This is a genomic window from Streptomyces clavuligerus, assembly GCF_005519465.1.
In the GTDB taxonomy this organism is placed as follows: Bacteria; Actinomycetota; Actinomycetes; order Streptomycetales; family Streptomycetaceae; genus Streptomyces; species Streptomyces clavuligerus.
In genome coordinates, this window is record NZ_CP027858.1 from 2,823,430 (window position 1) to 2,841,247 (window position 17,818).

Annotated in this window: 15 protein-coding genes; 6 read left to right on the forward strand and 9 right to left on the reverse strand. The window is 72.3% G+C overall.

The features are described from left to right. Positions 1-20 precede the first annotated feature (20 nt). Together CRV15_RS11660 and CRV15_RS11665 are read left to right on the forward strand one after the other, a co-directional pair. Positions 21-836 carry a hypothetical protein gene (locus CRV15_RS11660; protein WP_009997206.1) on the forward strand — a complete coding sequence of 272 codons (816 nt, stop codon included), beginning with the start codon at positions 21-23 and terminating at the stop codon, positions 834-836. Positions 837-839: 3 nt separating this feature from the next. Further along, complete coding sequence (locus CRV15_RS11665) at positions 840-1,289, forward strand: hypothetical protein (RefSeq protein ID WP_003961357.1); 450 nt, start codon at positions 840-842, stop codon at positions 1,287-1,289. 63 nt (positions 1,290-1,352) lie between these two features. Here CRV15_RS11665 and CRV15_RS11670 read toward each other — a convergent pair whose 3' ends face one another. Continuing rightward, positions 1,353-2,216 (reverse strand): LysR family transcriptional regulator, encoded by an 864-nt coding sequence (locus tag CRV15_RS11670; RefSeq protein ID WP_009997205.1) that lies wholly within the window; start codon positions 2,214-2,216, stop codon positions 1,353-1,355. 138 nt (positions 2,217-2,354) lie between these two features. Here CRV15_RS11670 and CRV15_RS11675 point away from each other — a divergent pair, with 138 nt between their 5' ends. Continuing rightward, positions 2,355-3,317 (forward strand): EamA family transporter, encoded by a 963-nt coding sequence (locus CRV15_RS11675; protein WP_003961355.1) that lies wholly within the window; start codon positions 2,355-2,357, stop codon positions 3,315-3,317. A 471-nt stretch (positions 3,318-3,788) separates the two neighbouring features. Here CRV15_RS11675 and CRV15_RS11680 read toward each other — a convergent pair whose 3' ends face one another. From CRV15_RS11680 to CRV15_RS11715, 6 genes are all read right to left on the reverse strand, one after another. Next, entirely contained in the window at positions 3,789-5,138 is a 1,350-nt protein-coding gene (locus tag CRV15_RS11680) for an NsdA family TPR-like regulatory protein (RefSeq protein WP_009997203.1), read from the reverse strand. Positions 5,139-5,841: 703 nt separating this feature from the next. Next, positions 5,842-7,491, reverse strand: coding sequence for a sensor histidine kinase (locus CRV15_RS11695; RefSeq protein WP_003961351.1), 1,650 nt, complete (start codon positions 7,489-7,491; stop codon positions 5,842-5,844). Next, positions 7,488-8,207 (reverse strand): response regulator transcription factor, encoded by a 720-nt coding sequence (locus tag CRV15_RS11700; protein WP_003961350.1) that lies wholly within the window; start codon positions 8,205-8,207, stop codon positions 7,488-7,490. Before CRV15_RS11700 ends, CRV15_RS11695 begins: the two co-directional genes overlap by 4 nt. 157 nt (positions 8,208-8,364) lie before the next feature. Next, positions 8,365-8,754: a hypothetical protein gene (locus CRV15_RS35905; protein ID WP_003961349.1), complete on the reverse strand. Its 390-nt coding sequence runs from the start codon at positions 8,752-8,754 to the stop codon at positions 8,365-8,367. A 106-nt stretch (positions 8,755-8,860) separates the two neighbouring features. After that, complete coding sequence (locus CRV15_RS11710; protein ID WP_003961348.1) at positions 8,861-9,244, reverse strand: hypothetical protein; 384 nt, start codon at positions 9,242-9,244, stop codon at positions 8,861-8,863. 377 nt (positions 9,245-9,621) lie between these two features. Next, a complete protein-coding gene (locus CRV15_RS11715; RefSeq protein WP_003961346.1) occupies positions 9,622-12,627 on the reverse strand; it encodes an FAD-binding and (Fe-S)-binding domain-containing protein in 3,006 nt (1,001 codons plus the stop codon). A 206-nt stretch (positions 12,628-12,833) separates the two neighbouring features. On the opposite strand from CRV15_RS11715, the gene CRV15_RS11720 reads away from it, so the two are divergent. The 3 genes from CRV15_RS11720 (at position 12,834) to CRV15_RS11730 (ending at position 15,543) form a co-directional block, all read left to right on the forward strand. After that, positions 12,834-13,445, forward strand: a complete 612-nt coding sequence (locus CRV15_RS11720; protein WP_009997200.1) for a GTP-binding protein — start codon at positions 12,834-12,836, stop codon at positions 13,443-13,445. A 193-nt stretch (positions 13,446-13,638) separates the two neighbouring features. Then, entirely contained in the window at positions 13,639-14,757 is a 1,119-nt protein-coding gene (gene serC, locus CRV15_RS11725) for a phosphoserine transaminase (RefSeq protein ID WP_003961344.1), read from the forward strand. A gap of 168 nt (positions 14,758-14,925) precedes the next feature. Then, positions 14,926-15,543, forward strand: a complete 618-nt coding sequence (locus CRV15_RS11730; RefSeq protein ID WP_003957761.1) for a Uma2 family endonuclease — start codon at positions 14,926-14,928, stop codon at positions 15,541-15,543. A 52-nt stretch (positions 15,544-15,595) separates the two neighbouring features. On the opposite strand, the gene CRV15_RS11735 is transcribed toward CRV15_RS11730, so the two are convergent. Together CRV15_RS11735 and CRV15_RS11740 are read right to left on the reverse strand one after the other, a co-directional pair. Further along, positions 15,596-16,615, reverse strand: a complete 1,020-nt coding sequence (locus CRV15_RS11735) for an ABC transporter permease (protein ID WP_003961343.1) — start codon at positions 16,613-16,615, stop codon at positions 15,596-15,598. After that, entirely contained in the window at positions 16,612-17,691 is a 1,080-nt protein-coding gene (locus CRV15_RS11740; RefSeq protein WP_009997199.1) for a daunorubicin/doxorubicin resistance ABC transporter ATP-binding protein DrrA, read from the reverse strand. Before CRV15_RS11740 ends, CRV15_RS11735 begins: the two co-directional genes overlap by 4 nt. Positions 17,692-17,818 lie beyond the last annotated feature (127 nt).

The window sequence follows — 17,818 nt, forward strand, 5'->3', positions numbered from 1 at the left end:
GCCGGGGACGGAGCGGTGTGGTGACCCCCGAGGTGGGGCAGGTGGTCCGGGACGCGGCGACGTCGGCGGTCGGCCGGGTGATGGGCCATGTCGGCGGGCGGGTCCAGCTCCGTCCGCTGCGGGGCGGGCGCGAGTGGGACGCGCTGCCGGAGGACCTGACGCCGGTGCTGCCCGCGCCGCCCGTACCGCCGGAGTGGTCCGCGCCCGTACTGCCGGAACGGTCCACTCCCGTACCGTCGGAACGGTCCGCGCCCGTACCGTCGGAACGGTCCGCTCCGGCGCGGGAGACCGGCGACGACGCTCACGGGGAGCCGCGCCGGGACGCGCCCGACGAGCCGTTCGGGGAGCCGAGCGGGCACCCGGACACGGCGGAGCGGAACACCGGGCCGGACCCAGGGCCGACGGGCCCGGCGAGCCGGGCGGAACGGGACAGCGACCCGGCCGGCCCGGCGGCGGGCGGGAGGCCGGGCGGAGGACTCGGCGAGCTGCTGCGCGCGGCACCCGTACCGTCCGGCGCGCTGCCGCCCGAGCCCCTGCCCTCCGGTCTGCTGCCCTCCGGCCTGCTGAACGGGCTGCTGCCCGGCCGCGCGGACACCGGCCCCCTGACCTCCGTCCTCGCCGCCGTCCGCGCGGGCCGTGCCGCCGCCGGTGCCGACGACACCGCCGACGGCGCGCTGTGCCCCCGCCGGATGTGGTCCCGGGAACGGGCCGACCGGCTGCGGCGCGACATCCTGAGCGCGGCTCTCGCGCGGGCCGGGGCCACGGCCCGCGCGAGAGCCGACACGGCGGGCGAGGTCCCCGCCGAGGCCCGGATTCCGGCGACGGGGAGCGGGTGAGCCATGCCGTTCCCCACGCCCCCGGGGCCCGGCGGCGGGTCCGCGCCCGCCGCGCGGTACGTGTGCGGGGCCCCCGTCACCCTCCCGCTCCAGCTCATCACCCTGGCCCTGGAGATCACCCCCCGGCTCCCGGGGCACCCCCTGGAGGTGGCGACCGATCTGCGCTGCGCGCTGGAACGGCACACCGGGGGACCCCACTTCGACCTCGTACGGGAACCGGGCCGCCCCGACAGCGGCGCCGTCTGGACCCTGTGGGAGGAGGGCAGCCGTCCGGAGTGCGTCTGTCTGCTGCCGGACTGCCCCGTCGACAACGGTGAGCCCGGCGGCGCCAACGAGGCGTGCGCCCTGTACGAGGGGCATCCCGGCGTGCACAGCTACCACTGCGCCGACCCCGAGACCGGCGGTTGCCACCCCTATGTGTACGCATATGAATCCGGCCACGCCCCGATGTGACCGTGACCGTCGCCGTGACCGTCGTTCGATGGAAACGGGCTCTTCGATGCAACGGGAACGGGCTCACCCGGCGCCGGCGGTGACCTCCCGGGCGATCTCCAGCAGCCTGGGGAGCGCGGGATGGGCGGCGGCGGCCCGGTACGCCAGCAGGACCGGCACCCGGGGGACGTCCGGCAGCGGCCGGTAGGCGACCCCCGGGTGCGGATGGGTCTCGGCCGTGGAGACGACCGAGACGCCCGCCCCCCGGCCCGCCGCGATCGCAGTCAGCCAATCGTCGGTGGTGGTGACTGCGACCGTGGCCGGGGGGCGGGCCCCCGGCGGCCACAGATCGAGGGCCGTCACCCCGGAGACCTCGTTGATGACGACCGGGACCCCCGCCAGATCCGCGAGGGTGAGCCGGTCGCGCGCCGCCAGCGGCCCGTCCGCCGTCACCGCCGCCACCCGCTCCTCCAGGTACAGCGTCTCGGCCACCAGCCCCGGCGCCTCGATCCGCCCGCGCAGCACCGCCGCGTCCACCTCGCCGCGCGCCAGGCCCGCCGTGCGGTCGTCGATGCGCAGCAGCTCCAGCGGGGTGTCCGGCAGCTCCCGCTCCCAGCGGCGCAGCAACGGGGTGGTGTACGCGCCCAGCGCCGACCAGGCGTGCCCGAGGCGCAGCGGACGGGGCCGCCCGGGGCGTCCCGGGGTCAGCGCCTCGTCGAACGCGGCGACGGCGGCTGTCGCCTTCTCCCGGAAGATCCGACCCTGGGGGGTGAGCGAGACATGGTGGGTGGAACGGTCCACCAGCCGGGCGCCGACGTCCCGCTCCAGCGCGGCCAGGGTGCGGGAGACGGTCGGCTGGCTCAGGCGCAGCCGCTGCGCCGCCCTGGTGATGCTCGACTCCTCGGCGACGGCGAGGAAGCAGCGGAGGTGGCGCAGTTCGATGCCCATGGCGCCGGAGCATAGCCGGGGTGGGCGCATGGTTATACCTCATCGGCATAACCGCAGGCGCGATCGGCATTTCCCTGCTCGAACAGACGCCCGTAGCGTGGGTGGGAGTGCCCGTCGTCGCGAGATCAGGAGCAGGGTGTGGACGAGGCCCGCAGCGCGGTCGTCAAAACCGCCGGAGCCGGGGCCGCCGTGTCCCCGGGCGCCGTGTCCCCGGGTGGCGCGGCTCCGGCCGCTCCGGCCGCAGGAGGGCTCGGGGGGCGGCTCGGCCCGGTCGGCCTGGTGTTCGCGGGGGCGCTCTCCGTGCAGTTCGGCGCGGCCGTCGCGGTGCTGCTGATGCCCCGTGCCGGGGCGTTCGGGGTGGTGACCCTGCGGCTCGTGCTCGCGGCGGTGGTCCTGCTCGCGGTCTGCCGTCCGAAGCTGCGCGGGTACGCGCGGGCCGACTGGGTCACGGTGGTCGCGTTCGGCCTCTCCATGGCCACGATGAACATCCTCTTCTACCAGGCCGCCGACCGGATTCCGCTGGGCGCGGCGGTCACCCTGGAGGTGCTGGGGCCGCTCGCCCTCTCGGTGTTCGTGTCCCGGCGGCTGATCAACCTGGTCTGGGCGGGTCTTGCGCTCGCCGGGGTGGTGCTGCTCAGCGGGGGCGGATTCGACCGGCTCGACCCGGTCGGCGCGGGGTGCGCGCTGGGCGCGGGGGCGATGTGGGCGGCGTACATCGTCTTCAGCGCCCGCACCGGCCGGCGCTTTCCGCAGGCCGACGGTCTGGCCCTGGCGATGGCGGTCGGCGCGGTGCTGAGCCTCCCGCTGGGCCTCACCGAGTCCGGCACGACCCTCCTCGACCCCGAACTCCTCCTCCTCGGCCTCGGCGTCGCCCTCCTGTCCTCCGTCCTCCCCTACACCCTCGAACTCCTCGCCCTCCGCCGCCTCCCCGCGTCAACCTTCGCCATCCTGATGAGCCTCGAACCCGCGGTCGCCGCCGCCGCCGGTTTCCTCGTCCTGAGCCAGGCCCTCTCCGCCACCGACGCGCTCGCGATCGTCCTCGTCATCGCCGCCAGCCTGGGGGCGGTTCGCACCCGGGCGCCGGGTGCGGACGCGACGTAGGGCTCCCTCTGGGAGAGCTTGGGGCGCGGGGGCTCGGGGGCCGGCCGCCGGCGACGGGGCCGTCCATACCCAAGCCCCTCCGGCGTTTGAGGAGCGGGGGTTCGGGGGCTGGCCCCCGACGATGGGGCCGCGCGGGGGTTCGTCGGCTTGCGCGTGAGGCTTTCCGCTGGTGCGGGGTCCGTCCTCAAGCGCCGGACGGGCTGGTTTTTGTGCGGGTCCGTCTGTGCCCGGGGGTTCGGGGTGCGGGCGGCTCGTCAGGTGCGGGATGTGGGGGCCTCCGGGCTCGACTCCTCAGGGCCGGCAGACCGGGCGTCCGATGTCCAGAGGCGGGTCAGCGTCCGCCGGTCCCTTCCGGGGACGACCCTGCACCCCCCACCAGCAGGGACCAGCCCACCCGGTGCGGGAAGTGGGCACACCCCCGCCCGGTGGGAGACAAAGAACCCCGCGGCGTAGAGCTGACCGTGGCTCGACTCACGCCTTCAGCTCGGCCACCAGCCGCACCTTCTCGTCCATTCCTCTGACGGCCCGAACCCTTCTGTGCAGAGCCAGACTCTTCCGCATCTTCTCGAAGTGCTCGTCCCCCCGAGCGGTGGAAAGGACCATGTAGTCGTCCAGGAACACTTCCCACGAAGCACACGCTTCCTCGATGTGCCCCAGCTCGAACTGCCTCTGCGCCAGCACCGCGTTGGCATGCAGTTGGCCCTGACGTTCCTGAGGCGGCATGGCTTTGATCGACTGCTTCAACACCTTGATCGATGAGGGGAGGTCCCGCCCCTCATAGTGGACATGAGAGACATGGAAGAGATACGCCGCCCGGTCGTATCCTCCGATCGACTCGCGACGGGAATCCGCCCGCGAAAGCGCGGATTCCGCCTCCCGGAGCCGGATGGACGCACCTCTGTGGTCGCCCACCATGGCCGCTGCGTGCGCTTGCTGCCCACGGAGGAAAGCGACAAGTCGAGGACCGGCCTTGGGCGCCGCCTCAGCCGCGGAATCGGCAAGTTCCAGGGCTTTGCGCCCATGGCGCAGGCTGGACGCCTGCAAGCTCATACCCCGGAGTGTCCGGCAGTACGTGAGCTGGTCCTGGGACTCCCCGGCCAGTTTGAGTGCCGCAAGGTAGTACTTCTGACCCAGCCCATGAGCCCGCTCGTACATGGCCATCCAGCCGGTGAGATAGGTGAGATCCGAGGCCGCCGACAACACGTCGCGGTGGACTTCCTCGGTCGCTCGGGCTCTGAGATACGGAGCAACGGTGTTCACCAGAAAGGCAGCCGCCATCGGGCGGGCATGCCCTCCGCCCAACTCGTCGAGAATATCTGCGATCTTCTCGGTCATCCTGCGGACGACATCGACCTCACCCCGTCCGATGCGCCCGGCGGGCCCGGCGATGTGCGCTCGGTCATCCGCGCTCATCACCTCGGTGAAGAGCGGAACGGGGAGCGCGACCGAGTAGAGACTCGTAGCGAGAACACTGCGCCGGGAGGGGTTCACATCGTCCTTTCCGAGCTGAAGCAGCGATTCGACAATGTCACGCGGTTCGTCGCCCTCCTTTGAATTCGGCGGCGTGAATCCGATTTCCGCGTAGGTGACCGGACGGCCGAGCCGACGTTCGAACGCCGTAACGATCAGCGGTCTGGCCCGCTTGTTCGGTTGTGACCCCCTGATCCACGCGGCAACCGACGGCTGGCTGTAGGTCAGGTTCATGCCTGCCTCTGTGCCCAGCCGATTGACGGATCGCGCGAGCTTTGCCTCTGACCAGTCTGCCTGGTCGAGCAAGACGCGGAGCGCTTCGTTCCGCTGCCTGCCGGACGTTTCAGCCACGTCATCTCCCCACACATTTATGGGTTTTATGCTGCGCCGCCTTCTCTACGGTACCCGCACCGGGACCCTGAGCGGTTAGCTCTACGAACGCCGCCGCGCGACGCAAGCCTGCACCACCCCGACTGGAGATTGACAGTGAGTCAGCCCTACCGCATGGAGCTGGAGTTCAACCCGTTCGACTTCGGCCCCTGCGACTGCCCCAAGATCGATTGCCCGCTCAAGCCGAGCCCTCCCCCTCAGGCCGAGCCGCCACCGGATTCGAAAGGGTTTCCGTGCGATTCCGAAAGTCCAAGCACTCCATAGCAAGCGCCCTGGTGATCTTTTCCCTATGGGTCATCGCCGTGGGAATCATCGCCTCCGGGATCGCGCGAGAGCGGCTCTACGCTGGGGCCTGATTCACCCTCCCGCACCCGGGTGGGCTGTCTGCCCGTGGTGGGGGGTGCAGGGTCGTCCCCGGAAGGGACCGGCGGAGAACCGCCCGCCTCTGGACATCGGACGCTCGGTCTGCCGGCCCTGAGGAGTCGAGCCCGGAGGCCCCCACATCCCGCACCCGACGACCGACCCGAGCAAAACAAGCCCGTTGGGGGTGCCCCCTCTGGGGGAGTTTGAGGACGGACCCCGCGTCCAACGCAAAGCCTTATACGTAAGCCGACCGCCCCCGCGCGGCCCCGTTGTCGGGGGCCAGCCCCCGAACCCCCGCGCCTCAAGCTCCCACAGAAGGCGCACCCCCCGCCCACCCCAAGGCCAAGGTCACCGTAAACGTCGTCCCCACCCCCACCGTGCTCTCCACCCCCACCGTCCCCCCGTGGTCCCGCACGATCTGCCGCACGATGGCCAGCCCCAACCCACTCCCCCCGGTCTGCCGCCCCCGTGCGGCATCCGCGCGCCAGAAGCGGTCGAAGAGGTGCGGAAGCGCGTCCTCGGAGATACCGGTGCCGGTGTCGTGGACGTGGATGATCGCGAGTTCGCCATGCGGGACGAGGGCGAGCGTGACGGTGCCGCCGGGAGGGGTGGCGCGGATCGCGTTGGTGAGGAGGTTGCCCACGACCTGGCGGAGGCGGTCCGGGTCGGCGTGGACGAGGACGGGGGTGGCCGGGGGCGCGGTCGTCAGGGTGACGGTGGCGGCCTCGGCGCGGGCGTGGTGGGCGGTGCGGCAGGTCTCCAGGAGTTCGCGGAGGTCGACGTCGACGCGGTGGTAGGTGAGCGCCCCGGCCTCGGCGAGGGCCAGGTCCTGGAGGTCGTCGACGATCCGCTGCTGGAGCATGACCTCCTCGTGGAGGGAGTCCAGCAGTTCGGGCGTGGGCTCCACATAGCCGTCCTGGAGCGCTTCCACATAGCCCCGCAGATTCGCCAGCGGAGTCCGCAGTTCATGGGCGATGTCCCCGGTGAGCCGCCGCTGCCGCTCCTCGGCCCCCTGGATGGAACCGGCCATCCGGTTGAACGCGCGGCCGAGTTCCGCGATCTCGTCCCGCCCGGTGACGGGCACCCGTCGCGCGAGGTCGCCCTCGCCGAGTGAGCGGGTGGCGACGGTCAGCGCGCGGACGGGCCGCAGCACGGCCCGGCTCAGCAGCAGCGCGGCGAGGGCGACCGCGAGGGCGACACCCGCCGCGACACCGACGGTGGGTGCGGCGGCGAGGGCGGGCGGGGACTCGTCCCGTACCCCGAGGTGGACTTCGAGCCGGGGCGGGGTGACGCCCCGGGTCCGTTCGCGGAACGCCCGCTGGAGGCAGGCCGGGGCCCGCTCCCGGCTCTCGTCCTCGCAGCGCCGCACGGCCAGCAGGTCGGCCTGCGGCGGCCGTCCCTTCGGCACGTCCCGCCGGCAGTCGGCGGGCCGGAGATCCGTGCTGACCAGGGGGATACCGGAGCCGTCGGGGCGGGCGGTGACCACGGCGCCCGCCCGGGTGAGGCACGCCGCGTACACCGCGGTGGCCCGGTAGTCGCGGATCGCGACCACGGTGGGTTTCAGCCAGCCCGCCGGGGCCCCCTCGGCGGGCATCCGCAGCCGGGGCAGCGGGTCCACGAGGACGGGCGGCTGACCGCTCCCGGGGCGCGGGGCCCGTCCGGCGAGGACGTCCGAGTCGGCGACGAGGTCATCACCCGCGGCGATGACCCGGATGCGCTGGCCCGTCTCCCGGGACAGCTCGTCCACCACCGCGGGGACCCGTTCCCAGGTGCCGTGGGCGTAGCCGTACTCCCGGAGCCGGTCGGTGATCCGGGCGGTCTCCTCCCGCCCGGCGGTGACGGTCCGCTCGACCGCGCCGGTGGCCTGCCGCCAGGTCAGCCACGCGGTGGCGGCGGTCGCGGCGACGGCCACGAACACCAGCACTCCGATGACCCGGAGCCGGAAGGTCACCGGACCCCGGCCCCGCCGCCGGGGGCCCGGTCGCCGGAGAGCCGGTAGCCCCGGCCGTAGACGGTCTCGACCACCCGCGGCCGTCGGCCGTCGGCCTCCAGTTTCCGCCGCAGATTCATGACATGCGCGTCCACGGTCCGTTCCAGGACGTTCTGGTCGAACCCGAAGACGCGGTCGATGATCTGCCCCCGGGTGAACACCCGCCCGGGTTCCTCGGCGAGGAGCTGAAGGATGGCGAACTCCTTGCCGGTGAGCACCACGGGCTCCCCGCCCGCGCGCACCTCGTACCTGGCCGGGTCGATCTCCAGCTCCCCGACCGCGAGGACCCCGGCCCCGGCGCTCACGGCCGCCGCCCGCGCCCGGCGCAGCAGCGCCCGTACCCGCGCGGCCAGCTCCCGGGGGCTGTACGGCTTGGTCATGTAGTCGTCGGCGCCGAGGTCGAGCCCGAGGAGCATGTCCTCCTCGGTGGTGCGGGCGGTGAGCAGCAGAATCGGTATCTGGGACTCCGTCCGCAGCACTCGGCACACGTCCAAGCCGTCCACGTGGGGCATCATCACGTCCAGCACGATGAGATCGGGCCGGGTGGCCCGGGCCCGGTCGATGGCGGAGCGCCCGTCGGAGACGATCTGGACCTCGTTGCCCTCGCGTTCGAGATAGATCCGGATCAGCCGCGCCTGTTTGACGTCGTCCTCGGCGACCAGGATGCGCGGACTCAACGGGACCCCCTCGGCAGCGGACGACGGCGAACGGCCGTGAACGGCGGTGAACGGCGGTGAATCGCCGGGCTGTTGCCGGTGACTCTACGACCCGTGCCGACCCGTGGGCGGTGTTATCGCGTGGAGAAGTCCGGGGTGCCGAGGGCTGTTCGCGGGGTCAGCAGGGCCAGAGGGCGCCGCCGTCGGGCAGCAGATGGTCGGGTACCCAGCCCGCCCGCGGTGGTGCGAGAACACGCAGGAACGTCCAGCTCACGCCGGATCGGTCCCTGGTGTAGCAGTGGTGGTTCACCTGGTACCGGGACGGCAGCGGAATCCCGTAGATGACGCAGTCCGTGCTGGTCCCGCCGTAGAGCCGGAGCGGGCCGGACCTCTCCGTCCAGCGCGCACCGTCCCGGTCCGGCGGCGCCGGAGCCCCGCACGGCACGTCCGCCACGGGGGCCGGGCCCACCGCGGCGGGCCTTTCCGCCGCCGATGCCGTGGCGGAGAGGCCCAGCGAAGCGGCCAGGGCGAGCGCCGCCGCCACCGGCGCTGTCCGTCGTTGTCTCATGTCGCCTCCTGCGGATGCCGAGGGGGGCGCCGAACGGGGATTTCCGGCGCCCCCGGTGATCAGGTTTCACTCAGCCGACGTACACGGGAGCACGGAGCTCCCGGGCTCAGAGATTGCAGGGCTCGAAGCTCCCGCCGTCGCTCAGCAGATCGTCGCGAATCCAGCCCTGGACACCCGTGGTGTCGTTGCGGACGAAGGTCCAGGAGTGGGTCGATCCGCCGGTGAAGCAGTGGTAGTCGAGGACGTGGCCGCTGTAGGCGATGCCCTTGCTGGCACAGCTCGTGCTGGAGCCGCTGCGCATATGGGCCCCGTCAGCGGTGCGCCCCCAGGAGCTGCCGTCGCGGTCGGCGACATTGGTGCCGCACGGCGCGGCGGCGATCCCCGTGGTGGAGGCCGCCGGGGCGGCGGTGGCCGGGGCGGCGAGTCCGACCGGGGCGATCAGGGCGACGGCCGCGACGGCGGGCAGGAGAGTTGCGTAACGACGCTTCATCGTTTCTTTCCCCCATGGTGATGATGGATGGGCACCGATTCCGCGCAGGGCTATTCCGCCCGGAGCCACGGAACGAGTGGTGTCACCGCTTCCCGAAGTGGCGCGGCGACAAGGAATACGGTGCCTGCCGACCGACCCGAAGAAAAGGACTTTTGTTCGACTCCGGCGCGCCACCGACTTCACGGGTTCTTCATCACCCGGCAGGGAATATTGCGTTCCATCCCCCTGCCGCCCTCTGGGGAACCCACGCTGACCTGCGCTATCGCGGAGTGATACGCCAACGGAACACGCGTCGCTGCCGCCTTGTGCGCACCCGTCGCCATCACGCCGTCCATCACCCGACAAGAATTGATCATTTCACTGCTCCGGCGCCGGGATTACTCCAGGGCGTCCGCGATGATCTCTGCCAGATGCCGGGCCCTGACCCCGGCCAGGTGCGCGAGCTGAGTACGGCAGGAGTACCCGTCGGCGAGGAATTCCGTGCCCGGCTCGGCCGAGCGGACCGAGGGAAGGAGTTGTTCCTCCGCGCAGGCCGCCGAGATCCCGAAATGACCTTTCTCAAAACCGAAGTTGCCCGCGAGACCGCAGCAGCCGCCGCTGAGTCCGCCTTGCAGACCGGCCCGTTCACGCAGTCGGCGTTCGGCGGCGTCACCGAGGACGGCGTGCTGATGGCAGTGGGTCTGACCGGCGATCACGCGGTCCAGCCGGGGCGGGGTCCAGTCCGGTGCCGACTCCTCCAGGGTCGCGGCGAAGGTCCGCACCGCGCCCGCGAGCCGGGCCGCGCGCGGGTCGTCGCCCAGCAGCTCGGGCAGATCCGAGCGGAGCGCCGCCGCGCAGCTCGGCTCCAGCACGGTCACGGTGAGTCCGTCGTGGGCGAGCCAGGGCTCCATGGTGTCCAGGGTCCGGCGCAGCACCCGGCGGGCCCGGTCGAGCTGCCCGGTCGAGAGGTACGTCAGCCCGCAGCAGACCCGGCCCCGGGGCAGCACGGGCCGCAGTCCGGCCGTCCGCAGCACCCGCAGGGCCGCGTGGCCCGCCTCCGGGGCCAGGTACTCGGTGAAGGTGTCCGGCCACAGCACCACCGGAGCGCCCCCGCCCGGCGGCGGAGCACCCTGTTCCGGAAGCGGCAGGACCTCACCGGGAAGGCCCTCACCAGGGAGCCCCCCGCCCGGAAGACTCCCGTCCGGAACGCCCCCGCCCAGGCGCTCCGCGTCCGCCACCCCGTCATCGGCTTCCGCGCCCCGCCGGAACGTGACCCGCGCCAGCGGCGGAAGCGGACGCTCCGGAGTGAGTCCGGCCGCCCGCAGCACCAGCGAGGCGGGCCGCCGGGCCCGCCCCAGCGCGTTCAGCGCCCCCGCGAACGGCGAGGCGAGCCGCAGCCACTGCGGCAGCCGCCCCAGCGCGTAGTGGGCCCGGGGCCGCAGCCGCCCCGCGTAGTGGTGGTGCAGGAACTCCGCCTTGTACGTGGCCATGTCGACGCCGACGGGGCAGTCGCTGCGGCACCCCTTGCAGGCCAGACAGAGATCGAGCGCGTCCCGTACCTCCCGCGAGCGCCAGCCGTCCCGCACCAGCTCCCCCGCCAGCATCTCGTGCAACAGCCGTGCCCGGCCCCGGGTGGAGTGGGCCTCCTCCCCCGTGACCCGGTACGAGGGGCACATCACCGAGGACGGACCGGGCTCCTCCGTACGGCACTTGGCGACGCCGACACAGCGCCGCACCGCGCCCGCGAAGTCGCCGCCGTCCTCGGGATAGCCGAAGACGACGTCGACGGGTTCGCGCGGCAGCACGGCGAAGCGCAGATTCTCGTCGAGCCGGTGCGGACGGACCAGTATCCCCGGGTTGAGTCCGCCGTCCGGGTCCCACAGATCCTTGAACCGGCCGAAGAGTCCGACCAGTTCGTCCCCGTACATCCTCGGCAGCAGCTCGGCGCGGGCCTGTCCGTCGCCGTGCTCGCCGGAGAGGGAGCCGCCGTGGGCGACGACGAGCGCCGCGACCTCCTCCGAGAAGGCCCGGAAGCGGCGCACCCCGGCCTCGCTGACGAGGTCGAAGTCGATCCGGACATGGACACAGCCGTCCCCGAAGTGCCCGAACGGCGTCCCCCGCAGCCCGTGCGCGGTCAGCAGTCCCCGGAAGTCCCGCAGATAGGCGCCGAGCCGGGCGGGCGGCACCGCGCAGTCCTCCCAGCCGGGCCACGCCTCGGCCCCGTCCCGGGTGCGGGTGGCGGTCCCCGCCGCGTCCTCACGGACGCGCCACAGGGCCCGGGTCCCGGCCGGGTCGTCCACGACGGTGCCGTCCAGTGCCCCGCCCGCACGCACGACCGCACGGGCCCGGGAGCGGGCCTCGGCGGGCGTGGCGCCGCCGGTCTCGACGAAGAGCCAGGCCCGGCCGCGCGGCAGCCCCCCGTGCCCGCCGGGGACGAGGTCGTCGGCCATGCCCTCGACGGTGAGCGGGCCCAGCGGCAGCAGCCCGGCCGCGGCGTCGGCGGCGTCGGACTCGTCCGCGTATCCGAGGACGGCGAGCGCCCGCGCGGCGGGGGCCTCCACCAGCGAGACGGTGGCCTCGGTGAGGACGGCGAGGGTGCCCTCGCTGCCGCAGTAGGCGCGGGCCGGGTCGGGCCCGTTCTCGGGGAGCAGCGCGTCCAGGGCGTAGCCGGAGATGCGGCGGGGCAGCCCTGGCGGGTAGCCGGTGCGCAGGGCGGCGAGGTGTCCTTCGACCAGCTCCCGCACGCCGGGCGGACCGCCCCCGGTGTCCCGTTCCCGGCCCTGGCCGGAAGCGCCCCGGGCGGGGGTGCCCCGGCCGGAGGCGTCCCGGGCCGGGGCCCGTTCCAGCCGGTGGACGGCGCCCCGGTAGGTGACCACGGAGAGCGAGCGGACGTTGTCGGCGGTGGTTCCCCAGGCCACGGAGTGCGCGCCGCAGGCGTTGTTGCCGATCATGCCGCCGAGGGTGCAGCGGGAGTGGGTGGAAGGATCGGGTCCGAAGACGAGTCCATGGGGGCGAGCGGCCCGCTGGAGGGTGTCCAGGACGGCCCCGGGCTGGACCACGGCGGTCCGGGTTTCGGGGTCCACGTCAACCACGGCGTTCATATGGCGGGTGAAGTCGAGCACGACACCCGTACCAGTGGCCTGGCCCGCGATGGACGTACCCCCGCCGCGCGGCACGACGGGCACACCGTACCGACGGCAGACCTCCAGGGCCGCCGCCACGTCCTCCGCGTCGCGCGGGGCGACCACCCCGACCGGCACCCGCCGGTAGTTGGACGCGTCCATCGTGGTCAGGGCTCGGGCGGTGACGGAGAAGTCGGCGTCGCCCCGGATCGCGCGCGCGAACGCGGCCGGGAGCCCCGCCGTTCCGGCCCGCTGAGGATGATCGGACATGGGTGTCAGCATGCCCCGCACCGGGTCCCTTACGTCGGGTCAACACGGCCGCCGTGATCCTGGTTCCCGTACGACCCTTGGCAAAGCGCGGGTGCGGCGCCCAAAGTGATCGCCAACTCTCCTATAGTGACGAACACTTGATCAGGAACATGCGGCTCCAGTTATGCCCCCGCCACCCCTGGAAGGCAACACTCGATGACCGGCACCGCCCACCAGCGATGACCCGCGACACGCGAGCGGCCCCCGCGGCCGAGCACTGCCCGGTACCTCCCGGGCTGACGGACAGCGCCCTGAAGATCGCCGTCGTGGGCGGCTTCGGGGTCGGCAAGACGACGATGGTGCGCTCCGTCAGTGAGATACGGCCTCTGCACACCGAGGAGGTCATGAGCCGCGCGGGTCGCCGGGTGGACGACATCAGCAGGGTCTCCACCAAGAACGCCACCACGGTCGCCTTCGACTTCGGCCGGATCACGATCGACGACCGGAACATCCTGTATCTCTTCGGCGCGCCGGGGCAGGAGCGGTTCTGGTTCCTGTGGGAGCGGCTGCTGTCGGGGACGCTCGGCGCGGTGGTCCTCGTGGACACCCGGCGGCTGACGGACGCCTGGTACGCGCTGGACCGGCTGGAGCAGCAGGGGATGCCGTTCATCGTCGCCGTGAACGACTTCGGCGGACCGCTCCACAGCGACGAGCACATCCGGCAGGCGCTGGCACTGGGGCCGGAGGTGCCGCTGGTGGAATTCGACGCGCGGGACCACTCGTCCAGCAAGTTCGTGCTGATCGCGCTGGTGGAGCATCTGCACACGCTGGCGCTGCACCAGAAGGGCTGAGCGGGGCGCCGGGGCCGGTCCACGGAGCGTGCCTCCGTAGACCGGCCTCCGCCCACGCGTCATCCGTGCACGCGTCATCCGCCGACGCGTCATCCGTGGACCCGGCCTCCGCCGACGCGTCATCCGTGGACCGGGCGTCTCAGCCGACGGACCGCGTGACCGCGTTCCCCGGGCACCGGATACGCTCCCGTTCGTGGCTGATATCCAGATTCCCGCTGACATCAAGCCCGCCGACGGCCGTTTCGGCGCGGGCCCCTCCAAGGTGCGGACGGAGGCGCTGGACGCCCTCGCCGCCACCGGCTCATCCCTCCTGGGCACCTCCCACCGCCAGGCCCCGGTCAAGAACCTGGTCGGAGAGGTCCGTACCGGTGTACGGGAGCTGTTCTCGCTCCCCGAGGGGTACGAGGTGATCCTCGGCAACGGCGGCTCCACGGCCTTCTGGGACATCGCGACCCACGGCCTGATCGAGAACAAGTCCCAGCATCTGTCGTTCGGCGAGTTCTCCTCCAAGTTCGCGAAGGCCGCGAAGCTGGCCCCGTGGCTGGCCGACCCCACCGTCGTCGCCTCCGACCCGGGCACCCACCCGGAGCCGGTCGCCGAGGCGGGCGTCGATGTCTACGCGCTGACCCACAACGAGACCTCGACCGGTGTCGCCGCCCCGATCCGCCGGGTCGCGGGCGCCGACGAGGGCGCGCTGGTGCTGGTGGACGCGACCTCCGGCGCGGGCGGGCTGCCCGTGGACATCACCGAGAGCGATGTCTACTACTTCGCCCCGCAGAAGTCCTTCGCGGCGGACGGCGGCCTCTGGATCGGCGTCTTCTCCCCGGCGGCGCTGGAGCGGGCGGCCCGGATCCACGCCTCGGGCCGGCACATCCCCGAGTTCTTCAGCCTGCCGACCGCGATCGACAACTCCCTGAAGAACCAGACCTACAACACCCCCGCGCTCGCGACCCTCTTCCTCCTCAACGAGCAGCTGAAGTGGATCAACGGCCAGGGCGGTCTGGACTGGGCCGTCGAGCGCACCGCCGCCTCGGCGCGCGCGCTGTACGGCTGGGCCGAGGAGTCCAAGTACGCGACCCCGTTCGTCACCGACCCGGCGAAGCGCTCCCAGGTCATCGGCACGATCGACTTCGAGAGCGACATCGACGCCGCCGCGATCGCCAAGACCCTCCGCGCCAACGGCATCGTCGACACCGACCCCTACCGCAAGCTGGGCCGCAACCAGCTCCGCGTCGCGATGTTCCCGGCCGTCGACCCGGCGGACGTGCAGGCGCTGACGGCGTGCGTGGACTACATCATCGAGCGGCTGTGAACATCCCCCTGACAGGGCTGTGACCTGCTGAAACGAGACGAGAACGAGGGCCCCCGCGGACGCTGCCGCGAGGGCCCTCACTCGTACGGGTGATCGATCGGTTACGGGACACGGCCAGGCCCATCGGCCTACCATGATGGTCTCGACAACAGCCCTCAGGAGGCCCCTATGTCTGCAGCAGCAGTCGAGTACCCCTGTGACGGCGAACCGCAGGAAACGCTGCTCGAACTGGCAGACCGCCTGAGCGAGCGGCTTCCCGGATACCGCGTCGAGATCATCGGAGGCAGCGTCACCGTGGCCCCACCAGCCGATGGAAAGCACAGCGTGGCTCTCACCCGCCTGACGCTCCTGCTCGGAGCGGCAGGGCTGGTGAGCGAGGAAAGTGAGGTCGTCCAAGCCATCGGGCTCTGGCTCCCGACCGGCATAGACGACTTCGCCATCCCCGATCTCGCCGTGGTGGACGCCGATTTCGTCGAGCACCACATCAAGTACAACTGCTACGACCCCGCCGTCTTCCGCCTCGTCCTGGAGGTCACGTCCAGCAACTACCAGATGGACCTCAAGCAGAAGGTCAACGCCTACGCCGAGGCCGGAGTCCCGGTCTATGTGATCGTCGACCGCAAGCACCAGCGGCTGCATGTGCTGACCGGCCCGGAAGCGGGCGACTACACCCACCACCAGGTGCACGCCCCCGGTGAGCACGTCACGCTCCCCGACTCGATCGGCGCCGAGGTCAAGCTGGATGTCGAGGCCGTGCTGAAGGCGGCGGGGCGCAGGCAGGACTGAGCCGACCGGGGCCCGGGACACGCGTCCGAGGCCCCTCACAGGGCTCAGTGGCTCAGCGGCTCAGCCGCTGGAAGCGCCGGACCGCCAGGGGCAGGAAGACGGCGGTGAGGAGCAGCGGCCAGGCCATGGCCATCAGGACGGCGTTCTCCTGGACCCAGCTCCCGTCGGAGGCGACCGGGTTGCCGAAGAGTTCGCGGGTGGCGGTGGCCGTGGAGGAGATCGGGTTCCAGGCGGCGACGGTGCCGAGCCAGTCCGGCATGGAGGACGGGGGCACGAAGACGCTGGAGATCATCGTCAGCGGGAAGACGACCACATAGAGCGCGCCCGCCGCCTCCGCGTTGGGGAGCAGCAGACCCAGCCAGATGCCGATCCAGATCAGCGCGAAACGCAGCAGGAGCAGCAGGCCGAAGGCGCCGAGGGTGCCCAGGACGCCGCCGTCGGAGCGCCAGCCGGTGACGAAGGCGGTGGCGGCGAGGATCGTCAGTTCGGCCGCGGCGACGATCATGTCGTTGCCGCCGCGCCCGGTGACGACCGCCGACGGGGCCATCGGCATCGAGCGGAAGCGGTCGATCACTCCCTTGGTGGCGTCGTTGACGACCGCGATCGCCGTGTTCATGAGACCGAAGGCCATCGTCATCACGAACATGCCCGGCATCAGGAAGTCCTTGTAGTCGCCGCCGTCGCCCGGCGGCTTCATCGCCCCGCCGAAGACATACGCGTACAGCAGCACGGACATGATCGGGAAGCCGAGCTGCCAGACGATCATGATCGGCTGGCGCCGGTAGTGGAGGAGCCCCCGGCGGACCACGTTCCAGCCGTCCACGAACGCCCAGCGGACGCGGTGCGCGGCGGGGTCGGGGATGGTCAGGTCCACCCGGTCGCCGGAGCGGGCGGCTGACGGCGGGGGAACGGCCTTCTCCAGGACATCGCCCGCGCCCGGGGCGCCGCCCGCGCCCGGGAGTTCGCCCGTGCCCGGGAGTTCGCCCGTGCCCGGGAGTTCGCCCGTGCCCGGGAGTTCGCCCGTGCTCAGGGCGTCGCTCGTGCTCGGGGCGTCGCTCGTGCTGCTGCTCATGCTGCGGCCTCCTCAGCCTGCGGAACGGTCGAGTCCGGAACGCTCGGGTCCGGGGCATGCGCCGTCGTGGTCGCGGCATGCCCGGTCAGCCGCATGAAGACGTCGTCCAGGCTGGGCCTGCGCAGCCCGATGTCCTCCACGGCGATCCCCTGGTCCTGAAGGGTGCGGACCACGTCCGTGAGCGCCGCGATCCGGTCCGCGACCGGCGCGTGGACCGTGCGTTCGAACGGGTCGCAGTCGGGAACGGTGTCGGAGACCCGGGCGACCGCCGCGAGCGCGCCGTCGAGGTCGGCCCGGTCGGCGACGACCACCTCGATCCGGTCCCCGCCGACCAGGGTCTTGAGCCGGTCGGGGGTGTCGTCGGCGATGGCCCGGCCCCGGTCGATCACGGTGATCCGGGCGGCCAGCTTGTCGGCCTCCTCCAGATACTGCGTGGTCAGCAGTACGGTGGTGCCGCCCGCGACCAGCTCCCTGACCGACTCCCACACCTCGCCCCTGCCCCTCGGGTCGAGCCCGGTGGTCGGCTCGTCCAGAAAGAGCACATCGGGCGCGAGGATCATGGACGCGGCGAGGTCGAGGCGGCGCCGCATCCCGCCGCTGTAGGTGCCCGCGCCCTTGTCGGCGGCGTCCGCCAGGCTGAACTGCTCCAGCAGCTCGTCCGCGCGGCGGCGGGCCCGCCGGGCCCCCAGATGGAAGAGCCTGCCGAACATCTCCAGGTTCTGGCGCCCCGTCAGCACCTCGTCAACGGCGGCGTACTGGCCGGTGAGCCCGATCCGGCCGCGCACCGCACGCGGGTCGCGGGCCACATCGAGGCCCGCGACCCGGGCCCGCCCGCCGTCGAAGTCCAGCAGCGTGGCCAGGACCCGCACCGCGGTCGTCTTGCCCGCGCCGTTGGGCCCGAGCAGCCCGTGCACGGTGCCCCGGCGGACCGCCAGGTCGAACCCGTCGAGAGCGCGCTTCTCGCCGTACCTCTTCTCCAGCCCCTCCGCGTGGACGGCGTACTCGGCCACGGAACCGGACCCGGAACCGATCACGGCCCCGGAACCGGCCGCGGAACGGGACTCAGACTTGGTCACGTTTTCCTCCATCGCTAGCACAACGCCATATATCGCCCTGAATAAGGGCATGACTCATCGGCTCATGACAGAACGGACCCAGTTCCTTAAAAACTGGGTACGCCGTACCCCAATGAGAGTACAGCGT

What these genes read in the sequence shown, in the direction of transcription:
- CRV15_RS11665 (WP_003961357.1), top strand. Translation starts at nt 840, where the DNA reads ATGCCGTTCCCCACGCCCCCGGGGCCCGGCGGCGGGTCCGCGCCCGCC.
- CRV15_RS11670 (WP_009997205.1), bottom strand. Translation starts at nt 2,216, where the DNA reads ATGGGCATCGAACTGCGCCACCTCCGCTGCTTCCTCGCCGTCGCCGAG.
- CRV15_RS35905 (WP_003961349.1), bottom strand. Translation starts at nt 8,754, where the DNA reads ATGAGACAACGACGGACAGCGCCGGTGGCGGCGGCGCTCGCCCTGGCC.
- CRV15_RS11710 (WP_003961348.1), bottom strand. Translation starts at nt 9,244, where the DNA reads ATGAAGCGTCGTTACGCAACTCTCCTGCCCGCCGTCGCGGCCGTCGCC.
- CRV15_RS11715 (WP_003961346.1), bottom strand. Translation starts at nt 12,627, where the DNA reads ATGCTGACACCCATGTCCGATCATCCTCAGCGGGCCGGAACGGCGGGG.
- CRV15_RS11720 (WP_009997200.1), top strand. Translation starts at nt 12,834, where the DNA reads ATGACCCGCGACACGCGAGCGGCCCCCGCGGCCGAGCACTGCCCGGTA.
- CRV15_RS11730 (WP_003957761.1), top strand. Translation starts at nt 14,926, where the DNA reads ATGTCTGCAGCAGCAGTCGAGTACCCCTGTGACGGCGAACCGCAGGAA.
- CRV15_RS11735 (WP_003961343.1), bottom strand. Translation starts at nt 16,615, where the DNA reads ATGAGCAGCAGCACGAGCGACGCCCCGAGCACGAGCGACGCCCTGAGC.